Here is a 9,960-nt window from a genome sequence, read left to right as displayed (position 1 = left end):
GCGGCGAGCCCGCCGCCGGCCAGCGCCGCCGCGAGCGCCCGCCGCCGGCGGGGGTTCGACTTCGACTGGGGTGCGAACATGCCCACCACAATACGTCAGCTCCCGGGGCGCCTGGCCTAGGCTTATGTCCCATGAAGCGCGTCCTAGCCCTCGCCGCGGGAGCGGCCGCGGCCTACCCGCCGGCCGCGCTTGCCGCGGCGTGGGCCTACGGGACGAGAAGCCTGAACCGGCCGGTGCCCGAGGGCGCGGTCATCGCCGTGATGGGCACCGCCCAGTACGACGGGGTGCCCTCAAAGCAGTTCGCCGCGCGCCTGGAGGAGGCGGCCGCCGCCCACCGGGAAAGCGGCGCGCGGATCGTCACGCTCGGCGGGCGGCTGCCCGGCGACCGCTTCACCGAGGCCGGCGCCGGCAGGGCGTGGCTCGTCGCCCACGGCGTCGCCGAGGACCGCATCGACGAGCTGCCCGCCGGCAACGACACCGCCGGCTCGCTGCGCGCGCTCGCCGGCTCTAAGTGGGGGAGCGCCCCGGTGCTTATCGTCACCGACCCGCTCCACGCGCTGCGCTCCGTGCGGGTCGCCCGGGCGCTCGGGATCGACGCGGCCGCGCGCGGCGCGGCGGCGGCGCCGACCCGCTTTCCTCGGCGGCGCTGGTGGCTCACCGCCTACCACGAGGCCGGCGGGCTGATCGTCCGCGACGTGGAGGCCTTCCTCGGGGCGCCGGCGGCACGCGCCCTCGAGCGGGGGCTGCGCGCGCTGGACGGGTGGGTGCGGCCCTCGCGGCGCGCCCGGATCGCGGTGCTCTCCACGGGCGAGGACGAGCGAGGCGAGGCCGCGGGCACGCGAGGAGAGACGGCAGGGGGATGATCGATGTACCGCTATGACGAGGCCGACCGGGCGCGCCGCGCGCCCGAGGGGCCCAAGGGCAGCCAGCTGGGCCGCGACGACGAGCGCAGCGCGTTCTCCCGCGACCGGGCGCGCGTGCTGCACTCCGCGGCGCTGCGCCGGCTCGCCGACAAGACCCAGGTCGTCGGGCCCAGGGAGGGCGACACCCCGCGCACCAGGCTCACCCACTCGCTCGAGGTCGCGCAGATCGCGCGCGGCATCGGCGAGGGCCTGGGGCTCGATCCCGACCTCTGCGAGCTCGCCGGGCTCACCCACGACATCGGCCACCCGCCCTACGGGCACAACGGGGAGGTCGCGCTCAACGAGCTCGCGCTCGGCGAGAACGGCTGCGGCGGTTTCGAGGGCAACGCCCAGACGCTGCGGATCCTCACGCTGCTCGAGCCGAAGGTCCTCACCGCCGACGGCGAGAGCCTAGGGCTTAACCTCACCCGCGCGGCGCTGGACGCGGCGTGCAAGTACCCGGTGCTGCGCACCGCGCCCGACGGGAAGGGTCGGCGCAAGTACGGCTGCTACGACGCCGACGCCGACGTGCTCGCCTGGGTGCGCGAGGGCCACGACGACGAGGAGCCCTCGATGGAGGCGCAGGCCATGGACTGGGCCGACGACATCGCCTACTCGGTGCACGACGTCGAGGACGGGATCGTCTCCGGGCGGATCAGCCTGAAGGTCCTCGAGGACTTCGTGGAGATCGCCCGCCTCGCGGAGAAGGGCGCGGCCGCCTTCGGCGGCACCCCCGACGAGCTCGTCGCGGCCTCCGACAGCCTGCGCCAGCTGCCCGTCGTCGGCGAGGCGATGAACTACGGCGGGAGCCTCAAGGACCTGGCTAGGCTCAAGCGGCTCACCAGCGAGCTCGTCGGGCGCTTCGTCGGCGCCGCGGTCGCCGCGACCCTCGACGAGGCCGGCGGCGAGCCGCTGGGGCGCGCCACGGGCCGGCTCGTCGTGCCGCCCAACGCCGCGGCCGAGGTGCGGCTGTTAAAGACCATCGCGGTCATCTACGTCATGGACCAGCGCGCCCACCAGTCGCGACAGCTGCGCCAGCGCGAGCGCGTCTACCGGGTGTTCGACTACCTCCACGCCGGGGCGCCCCTGAGCCTCGACCCGAGCTTCCGGGCATGGTGGGAGGCCGCTCCTAACGAGGCGGCGGCGAACCGCGTCGTCGTCGACCAGATCGCCTCGATGACCGAGACGCGCCTCGAGCGCGTCGCGCGCCGCGCCGCGGAGCTGCGGCCCTTCCTCGGCTAGCCGGGCCCGGGCCCGGCTAGCGCTGTTGCCCGGGCGCGCCGGGCCCGAGGAGCGCCACACCCAGGTCGCCCGCGACGCGGCCAAGGAGGCGCGCCTCCTTCGCGTCGAGCCGCCATCCGGGGCAGGCAAGCGCCCGGGCGCGAGCCTCCTTGAGCCGGTCGGCGAGCCCGTCGAGGTTGGTCGGCTCCGGCCCGCCGAGGAGCTCGGCGAGCTGCCCGTAGAGGTCCCCGAGGCCGGCGACCTCGCGGGGCAGCTCGAGCATCTCGTTAGTCGGCATCAGGGATCTCGCAGAAGGACTCGTAGTGGTCGTCGGTGTAGTACCACACGTCCGGGTCCCTCGAGTCCCCGCCGGTGACGATGCGCCGCGGCCCGCGGTGGTCAAGCCCCGGGGTCTCGACGGTGAACTCGCGGTAGTAGTCGCCGTCGGCCTCGGGCAGGCGGCCCTCGTAGTTCCCGAAGTGGGTGTCGTCGTTCTCGGGGTAGGCGAACGGCCCGCCGGCGAGGATGTCGTCGACGACCTCGTCGGCCTCCTCGGGCAGGGTGGCGAGCTCGCACTCGGGCAGCTCGCCGGGCTCCTGGCCCGCGGCGGGCTCGCCCTCGGTCGAGCCGTCGATGAGGTCGATGCCGAGCCAGCCGGCGAGGAGCAGCGCGGCGCCCACCGCCGCGGAGACCATCAGGCGGGTGCCCTTCCCGCGGGGCCGGCCGGAACTTCGGGGCTCTTGAGGGTCGCTCATGGCTATCAAGTATCCCACCGTCAGTCCGGCCGGGAAAAGATGTCGGCGTGGAAACCCGGGCGGCGGGAATGCCTGGGATGTTGACCGCCCGGGTAGGTTTGGGGCCATGGCGAAGGGGCGGATTCCGGACAGCGACATCGAGGCGATCCGCGAGCGCACCCCGATCGAGGAGATCGTCGGCGAGTACGTGCAGCTCAAGCCGGCGGGCAACGACTCGCTCAAGGGCTTAAGCCCCTTCAAGGACGAGCGCACCCCGTCCTTCCACGTCCGCCCGCAGCGCGGCTACTACCACTGCTTCTCCACGGGCAAGGGCGGGGACGTGTTCTCCTTCCTCATGGAGATGGAGCAGCTCTCCTTCCCCGAGGCCGTCGAGGCCTGCGCCCAGAAGATCGGCTATCACATCAACTACCAGGGCGGCTCCGGGCGCCGGGTCGAGCCGGGCACCCGCCAGCGGCTGCTCGCCGCGAACCGCAAGGCCCACGAGTTCTACCGCGAGCAGCTCGAGACCAACGAGGCCGAGCCCGCCCGCGAGCAGCTCCTCAAGCGGGGCTTTAGCAAGCAGCTCATCTACGACTTCGAGTGCGGCTACGCGCCGCGCGGCTGGGACGCCACCACCAAGCACCTGCTTGGCCAGGGCTTCACCTTCGAGGAGCTCAAGGAGGCGGGCATCTCCCAGATGGGCAAGCGCGGGCCCATCGACAAGTTCCGCGGCCGGCTCATCTGGCCGGTGAAGTCGCCCGCCGGCGACACCATCGGCTTCGGCGCGCGGAAGCTCTTCGACGACGACCCCCTGGGCAAGTACATGAACACCCAGGACACGATGCTCTACCACAAGTCCAAGGTCCTCTTCGGGCTCGACCTCGCGAAGAAGCACATCGCCGAGGAGCACCGCGCCGTCGTCGTCGAGGGCTACACCGACGTCATGGCCATGCACGCCGCGGGCGTAAAAACCGCGGTCGCCGCGTGCGGCACGGCCTTCGGCGAGGAGCACATGCGCATCCTGCGCCGCCTCATGCTCGACGAGAAGATCGTCCGCGGCGAGGTGATCTACACCTTCGACGGCGACGAGGCCGGCCAGCAGGCCGCGATGCGCGCCTTCGACGGGCAGAAGGAGTTCGTCGGCCAGAGCTTCGTCGCCGTCGCGCCCGGCGGCATGGACCCCTGCGACCTGCGCCTCGAGCGAGGCGACGGGGCGCTGCGCGACCTCGTCGAGGGCCGCGTGCCCGCCATCGAGTTCGTCCTCGGCGCGGTGCTCGACGACTACCAGCTCACCACCCCCGAGCTGCGCCTCCAGGCGCTTAGGCGCTGCGTGCCGATCGTCGCGGCCATCAAGGACGACTCGCTGCGCGGCCAGTACGCCAACCGGCTCGCCATCTTGAGCGGCTGGGGCAACGCCGACGAGGTCGCCCGCATGGTCGAAAAGGAGGCCAAGGACACCTCCGGCGGGGGCCGGAGAGCGGCCCGCGCCCCCGAGCCGCAGGCCCCCGCGCCCAGCGCCACCGAGCGCCGCCTCGAGCGGCCCAACCCCAAGGCCCCAGGCCTGTGGGGCGAGCGCGAGATCTTAAAGCTCGCGCTGCAGTACCCCGAGGAGGCCGCCGACGCCGTCGACTCCGTCAGCGCCGAGGCGTTCACCCACCCCAGCTACCGCGCGGTGCGCCAGGGCGTGGCCAAGGCCGGGGGCTGCGCGCGCGCCGGGGCCGGCGGCGTCGGCTGGGTGAGCGGCGTGAGCGACAAGACCCCCGGCGGGGAGAAGCTCGTCGCGGAGCTCGCCGTGGAGCCCGTGCCCGCCGCCGAGGACCAGGACTTAGGGGCCTACGCCGACGGGGTGCTCGCCCGGCTGCAGGCCGGGCAGGTCACCAACGAGATCGCGCAGCTGAAAAGCAAGCTCGAGCGCTCGCGGCCCGGAGCGGAGGGCTACAGCGCGATGTTCGCGGACATGATGGCGCTCGAGCAGGCGCGCCGGGAGCTCGACGAGCGCGCCGCGCGCAGCGCGCCGCGCGACCGGGCCGGCCGCTAGACAGCGCCCGCGCGGTGGTGTTTTAGGCTAGGCTTAAACCGGGCTAGATTCGGCTAGTCCTTTGGGTCCTCGGGCTCGAGGACGACCGGGCCGGTCTCAGGCTCGTCGTCGCCGCGGCGGCGCGGGTTGTCGCTTAGGTCCTTAACCTCCCGCATCCGGGGGTTGGGGTCGAGCCGGTCGGCGATGGCCTTGCGGGTGGCGTTGAGCGCGGCCTTCGTGGCCGGGGAGTTCACCGCGGTCTGGTAGCCGCGCTTGATCTGCTCGAAGCGGCGGCGGCCCGCCTTGGTGCCGAATACGTAGCCTGCGGCGGCGCCCACTATAAACTGCATCATGTGTCTCACCTGTGTCTAGTGCTTATGGCAGTGACGCTGGCCGAGCGTTGCCTCTCGGTGTGCCGGCCAGTCTACCGCCTGGCGGGCGGGGTCTCTGGCCGGTAGGCGGGCGTCCTGGCGGAGTGCGGAATTGTCCGCCGAGAAAGCACTGATCCGACGGTGGGGAAGAGAGGATTCAGGAGAATTGGCGAAGGCGCAGACCCCCTCCCGGCGCGGCGGGCGCGTTCTCGGCGGTCGGGAGTTCCTCGCGGGGCTGACGACCGTGGCGGTGGGCCTCGCCCTCGCGGTGGGCATCCGGTGGGATGCCGCCGCCGAAGAGGTGGAGATCGACAACCCTCTCGCGTCCGCGCCCACGCTCGACCCGGACGAACAGCCGATCCCCGGGGTGGATATCAGCGAGATCGGCTCGCCCGAGGCGCACCGCGGGCTCATCGACACGCTCAACGGGCAGCGCTCGTCCCCGGGGGCGGGGGAGCGCGGCTCCCTCTACACGGTGACCTCCGGCGAGGAGCGGCGCGCGCTTGTTGTCATTCCGGAGGACTACGATTCGGCTACGCCTGCCCCGGTGGTCTTCGGATTCCACGGCTACCAGGGTGGCCCGCAGGACATGGCCGATTTCGGTCTCGATGGTCTCGGTGCGATCACCGTGCTGCCCGCGGGCCAGGACAAGGCGTGGCAGGGCGCGCCGTACGCCGCGACCAACGATAAAGACGGCGACGTTGCCTACGTGCGCGATCTCATCGAGCAGCTCGACAGGGTCTACTCAATCGATCACGACCGGATCTACGCCGTCGGGATGTCGAACGGCGGCGGCTTCGCCGCGCTGCTGGGCTGCCGGATGCCCGAGCAGTTCCGCGCGATCGCGTCGGTGGCGGGCGCCTACTATCCAGGCACGTACGAGGGCTGCGCCGAGGGGCCGGTGGCCTTCCTCGAGATCCACGGCGGCAAGGACGGGGTGATCTCCATCGACGGCGGGCCGCGCAAGGGCTCGACGTTGCTGGCTGCCCGCGCGATGGTCGAGCGTTTCCGGGAGCGCGATGGCTGCGCCGCTGAGCCGGAGGCCGATCGGATCGGCAAGCAGATCGTGAGCTTCACGTGGTACGGCTGCGCCGCGGGGACTGGGGTTCAGCACGTTGCCGTCGGCGAGATGGAACACGAGTGGCCCACCGGTGACGACCGGGGGCCGAAGCTCGCGGATGGTACGCCGTATTCGGCGACCTCGGCCGTGGCGGATTTTTTCCGCGAACACGGTCTCGGCGACGAAGCCGAATAGGCTGCGATCGGTAGTGCGTCCGGGCGGAGCTCGGGGAGCTCACTCGGGCGCCCCGCTCCGGTCCGTCTCGCGAGTGGAGGGCCTTGCCTCGCGTTGTCGTGCCGGCTGCGGGCATGGGAAAAGGCCCGCGCCCTTAAGGATGTCCCGGGCTCGGGCCTAACGTTCGTTATCTGTGTTGCTCCCCCAACTGGGCTCGAACCAGTGACCTTTCGATTAACAGTCGAATGCTCTGCCAACTGAGCTATAGGGGATCATCGCCCTTGGCGACGGTGACCCACTATAGCCCCGCTGCCCGGGCGGGCAAAATCGCCCGGCCCGGGCGGGGAAAAGACCTAGCTGACCAGGCCCTGACCCGGCTCGTAGCGCATCTCCACGGCGGGGGTGAGGGCGTACTGCTCGACGTAGGGGTCGTCGACGCGCAGCCACGTGAGATCCACCCCGTCGTGCGCGAGGCGCGCGATCCCGTAGCCGTGCGCGTCGAGGTTGACGTGGCGCACGTGGTGGTTGCCGTTTTTGATGACGTCCTCGGCGAGCCGGCTGATCCCGTTGCCCGGCGGAAGGCCCAGCGCGTCGGCGACGTTCGGCGCCGTCACCGAGGCGCACACCGCCTCCGCGCCGAGCAGGGAGCGCCGCGAGTAGATCTCGTTGCCCCACTCGGTGTGGATATCCCCGGTGAGAACCAGGCACTCCGCGCCGGTTTGGGCGTTGTGCTCCTCGAGGACGTCGAGGAGCCGCTCGCGGTCCGCGGCGTAGCCGTCCCACTGGTCGTAGTTCAGCGGGATGCCGGGCGCCGAGCGGGGCCCCAAAAACTCCGCGACGTCGCTGGTGCGCCGGTCATCGCGCACGAGGCTCAAGTTCAGCGGCGCGAACATCACCGAGTTCGCCAGCACGTTCCAGCGCGCCCGCGAGGAGCGGATGTCGTCTGCGAGCCACTGGAACTGCTCGGAGCCTAAGATCGTGCGCTGCCCATCAGGTCCGGTGCCGTTGGCGTGGTTGTGGTTGAAGGCGGTGGGCTGCTCGTCGCGGTAGGTGCGCAGGTCCATCACCGAGACGTGCGCCAAGTCCCCGAAGTCGAGCGAGCGGTAGATATGCCCCTCCTTCGAGGGGGAGGTGGCGCGCACCGGCAGCCACTCGAAGTAGGCCTGCATCGCGTTGTTGCGGCGCTCGAGATAGGGGCCCTGGCTCGCCTCGTCGTGGTTCTCGGCGCCCTCGCGCCAGGTGTCGTTGGTGACCTCGTGGTCGTCCCAGATGACGATCCACGGCGCCGCGCCGTGCGCCTCCTGGGCGGCGGGATCGGTGTGCTGCTTCGCGAAGCGCGCCCGGTAGTCCGCGAGGCTGACGATCTCGTGGGCGGGCTCGTGTTCCCGGGCGATGCCGCGCGGGCCGGGGTACTCGCCGCTGGCGTACTCGTAGATATAGTCCCCGAGGAAGGTGACGAGGTCGATCTCCTCGGCCCACGCCCGGTCCGCGAGGTCGTAGAAGGGGCTATAAAAGCCCGCCTCCCAGTTCGTGCACGACGCGAACGCGACGGTGAGCTTCTCGACGTGGTCGCCGGGGTTCGGGGCGGTGCGGGTGCGCCCCATGGGCGAGAGCTCCCCGTCGAGCGGCCCGCCGACGATGCGGAAGCGGTAGAAGTACGTCGTGTCGGGCTGAAGGTCGGTGAGCTCGACGTGGACGGTGTGGTCCACGCCCGGCCCCGTGCTCACCTGGCCGTCGGCGACGATGTCGCGGAAGTCGAGGTCGGCGGCGACCTCGAAGCCGACGGTCGACTCGGGCCCCAGCCCGGAGCCGGGGGCTGCGTCCTCGGTGGGGGTGACGCGGGTCCAGATGATCACGGAGCCGGGCAGCGGGTCGCCGGAGGCGACGCCGTGGCGAAACGCGCCGGCGTTCGCGGCGCGCGCGGGGCGGCGCAGCGCGGCCGCGCCCGCGGCGGCGGTGCCGGCGGCCGCCCCGGCGAAGAAGCGGCGACGAGAAAACCCCCGCCGGCCGGGCCGGTCGGCGGGAGAGTGGGGAAGCGAATGCTGGGAATTCATGGCCGCATCATAAGGCGGCTTTAAGGGTCCAGCAATCGCTAGGGATTGGTCTAGCGGATGCGCACGACCATCTTGCCGGTGTTCTCGCCGCGCATCATGTTGATGAACGCGTCGAGGGCGTTCTCGATGCCGTCGACGACGGTCTCGTCGTAGTTGAGCTTCCCGTCGGTGAACCACTCCGTGATCTGCTCGCGGGCGATGGGCTGGTAGTCCGGGTAGCGGCCGACCGTGAAGCCCTGCAGGCGCAGCGACTTCTTGACGAGCTCGCCCATGTTGTCCGGACCGGGGTTCTTCTTCGCGCTGTTGAGCGTCGCGATGACGCCACACAGCGCGGCCCGGCCGAAGTCGTTGAACACCTCGATCGCGGCCTCGAGGTGGTCGGAGCCGACGTTGTCGTAGTAGACGTCGATGCCCTCGGGCACGGCCTCGAGGAGCTGCTCGCGGATCGGCGCCTTCTTGTAGTTGAGCACCTTGTCGTAGCCGTACTTCTCCTCGGCGCGGCGGACCTTCTCGTCGCTGCCGGCGGAGCCAATGACGCGCTTCGCGCCGAGCAGCTTCGCGAACTGGCCGGCGGCGCTGCCCACGGCGCCCGCCGCCCCGGAGATGAAGACCACGTCGCCCTCCTGGATCTCGGCGATCTTCACGAGCCCGGTCATCGCGGTGAGGCTCGTCATGCCGAGGATCCCGAGGTAGGCGGACTCGGGGATGTCGTCGTTGTCGGGCAGCTTCGTGAAGTCCCCGGCCGGGCCCTGGGCGACGGTGCGCCAGCCGTACTGGCTCTGCACGAGGTCACCCTCGGAGAAGTCCGAGGAGCGCGACTCGACGACCCGGCCGACGGCGCCACCGGCCATGACCTTGCCGAGCTCGAAGGGCGGGATATAGCTAGGCGCGTCGCTCATGCGGCCACGCATGTAGGGATCGACGGAGATGAAGGTGTTCTTCACCCGCACCTCGCCGTCGTCGAGCTCGGGGAGCTCGACCTCGGCCTGCTCGACGTTCTCGCTGCTCGGCCAGCCCTCGGGCCGGGAGACGAGGCGAATCTCGGTGCTCGTGGCGGCAGACATGTGCTGCCCAGTCCTTTCTTACGGAAGTTAACGACCTATTTTTTCTGTCAGCTATCGGCGGCCCCAGCGGGGTGACGCTGCCGGGGCCGTGAGCCCCGGTATACCATTGCCGCCCGGCCGGTCGCCGGCTCTTGCCATCGCCCCCGCTAAGATCGCTCTCGGCGCGCCCCACGGCATTCTTCGGCGGGGCGCGGACGGGGGCTATAGCTCAGTCGGTTAGAGCCGCGGACTCATAATCCGCTGGTCGCGGGTTCGAGCCCCGCTGGCCCCACCACAAGGCCCCGCCACCGGCAGGAACGCCCGCCGTCGGCGGCGGGGCCCTCGTGCGATCGCCCGGCGAGCGACACGCGCCGGGCGCGCGGT

The 9,960-nt window shown here is 71.3% G+C and carries 9 protein-coding genes and 2 tRNA genes; 5 read left to right on the top strand and 6 right to left on the bottom strand.

The window, feature by feature from the left end; translation table 11 throughout:
* The first annotated feature begins 131 nt into the window (after positions 1–131).
* Both HMPREF9719_RS02135 and HMPREF9719_RS02130 read left to right on the top strand, forming a co-directional pair.
* Positions 132–863 (top strand): YdcF family protein, encoded by a 732-nt coding sequence (locus tag HMPREF9719_RS02135; protein ID WP_004600320.1) that lies wholly within the window; start codon positions 132–134, stop codon positions 861–863.
* A 3-nt stretch (positions 864–866) separates the two neighbouring features.
* A complete protein-coding gene (locus HMPREF9719_RS02130) occupies positions 867–2,144 on the top strand; it encodes a deoxyguanosinetriphosphate triphosphohydrolase (protein ID WP_004600319.1) in 1,278 nt (425 codons plus the stop codon).
* Positions 2,145–2,160: 16 nt separating this feature from the next.
* On the opposite strand, the gene HMPREF9719_RS02125 is transcribed toward HMPREF9719_RS02130, so the two are convergent.
* Positions 2,161–2,421 carry a hypothetical protein gene (locus HMPREF9719_RS02125; protein WP_004600318.1) on the bottom strand — a complete coding sequence of 87 codons (261 nt, stop codon included), beginning with the start codon at positions 2,419–2,421 and terminating at the stop codon, positions 2,161–2,163.
* Entirely contained in the window at positions 2,411–2,878 is a 468-nt protein-coding gene (locus HMPREF9719_RS02120) for a ribonuclease domain-containing protein (protein WP_004601757.1), read from the bottom strand. The genes HMPREF9719_RS02125 and HMPREF9719_RS02120 overlap by 11 nt, the downstream gene beginning before the upstream one ends.
* Positions 2,879–2,984: 106 nt before the next feature.
* Here HMPREF9719_RS02120 and dnaG point away from each other — a divergent pair, with 106 nt between their 5' ends.
* On the top strand, positions 2,985–4,895 hold the full coding sequence (gene dnaG, locus HMPREF9719_RS02115) for a DNA primase (RefSeq protein WP_004600316.1): 1,911 nt from the start codon (positions 2,985–2,987) through the stop codon (positions 4,893–4,895).
* Between the two features lie 53 nt (positions 4,896–4,948).
* On the opposite strand, the gene HMPREF9719_RS02110 is transcribed toward dnaG, so the two are convergent.
* Positions 4,949–5,227, bottom strand: a complete 279-nt coding sequence (locus HMPREF9719_RS02110; protein ID WP_004600315.1) for a hypothetical protein — start codon at positions 5,225–5,227, stop codon at positions 4,949–4,951.
* A gap of 184 nt (positions 5,228–5,411) precedes the next feature.
* Between HMPREF9719_RS02110 and HMPREF9719_RS02105 the strand changes: the two genes are divergently transcribed.
* A complete protein-coding gene (locus tag HMPREF9719_RS02105) occupies positions 5,412–6,500 on the top strand; it encodes an alpha/beta hydrolase family esterase (RefSeq protein WP_004600314.1) in 1,089 nt (362 codons plus the stop codon).
* Positions 6,501–6,678: 178 nt separating this feature from the next.
* On the opposite strand, the gene HMPREF9719_RS02100 is transcribed toward HMPREF9719_RS02105, so the two are convergent.
* The 3 genes from HMPREF9719_RS02100 to HMPREF9719_RS02090 form a co-directional block, all read right to left on the bottom strand.
* Positions 6,679–6,751, bottom strand: a tRNA-Asn gene (locus HMPREF9719_RS02100).
* An 81-nt stretch (positions 6,752–6,832) separates the two neighbouring features.
* Positions 6,833–8,533, bottom strand: a complete 1,701-nt coding sequence (locus tag HMPREF9719_RS02095; RefSeq protein WP_004600313.1) for an alkaline phosphatase D family protein — start codon at positions 8,531–8,533, stop codon at positions 6,833–6,835.
* Positions 8,534–8,583: 50 nt separating this feature from the next.
* Positions 8,584–9,597 (bottom strand): NADP-dependent oxidoreductase, encoded by a 1,014-nt coding sequence (locus tag HMPREF9719_RS02090; protein WP_004600312.1) that lies wholly within the window; start codon positions 9,595–9,597, stop codon positions 8,584–8,586.
* A gap of 197 nt (positions 9,598–9,794) precedes the next feature.
* Here HMPREF9719_RS02090 and HMPREF9719_RS02085 point away from each other — a divergent pair.
* A tRNA-Ile gene (locus tag HMPREF9719_RS02085) sits at positions 9,795–9,871 on the top strand.
* Positions 9,872–9,960 lie beyond the last annotated feature (89 nt).

It is taken from the genome of Corynebacterium otitidis ATCC 51513 (assembly GCF_000296405.1).
Lineage (GTDB): Bacteria > Actinomycetota > Actinomycetes > Mycobacteriales > Mycobacteriaceae > Corynebacterium > Corynebacterium otitidis.
This window is presented reverse-complemented; position numbering and strand designations above follow the sequence as displayed.

Excerpts from the sequence above, each read along its gene's own strand:
- HMPREF9719_RS02130 (WP_004600319.1), top strand. The coding sequence starts at position 867 with ATGTACCGCTATGACGAGGCCGACCGGGCGCGCCGCGCGCCCGAGGGG.
- HMPREF9719_RS02135 (WP_004600320.1), top strand. The coding sequence starts at position 132 with ATGAAGCGCGTCCTAGCCCTCGCCGCGGGAGCGGCCGCGGCCTACCCG.
- HMPREF9719_RS02110 (WP_004600315.1), bottom strand. The coding sequence starts at position 5,227 with ATGATGCAGTTTATAGTGGGCGCCGCCGCAGGCTACGTATTCGGCACC.
- HMPREF9719_RS02125 (WP_004600318.1), bottom strand. The coding sequence starts at position 2,421 with ATGCCGACTAACGAGATGCTCGAGCTGCCCCGCGAGGTCGCCGGCCTC.
- HMPREF9719_RS02090 (WP_004600312.1), bottom strand. The coding sequence starts at position 9,597 with ATGTCTGCCGCCACGAGCACCGAGATTCGCCTCGTCTCCCGGCCCGAG.
- HMPREF9719_RS02095 (WP_004600313.1), bottom strand. The coding sequence starts at position 8,533 with ATGAATTCCCAGCATTCGCTTCCCCACTCTCCCGCCGACCGGCCCGGC.
- HMPREF9719_RS02120 (WP_004601757.1), bottom strand. The coding sequence starts at position 2,878 with ATGAGCGACCCTCAAGAGCCCCGAAGTTCCGGCCGGCCCCGCGGGAAG.
- dnaG (WP_004600316.1), top strand. The coding sequence starts at position 2,985 with ATGGCGAAGGGGCGGATTCCGGACAGCGACATCGAGGCGATCCGCGAG.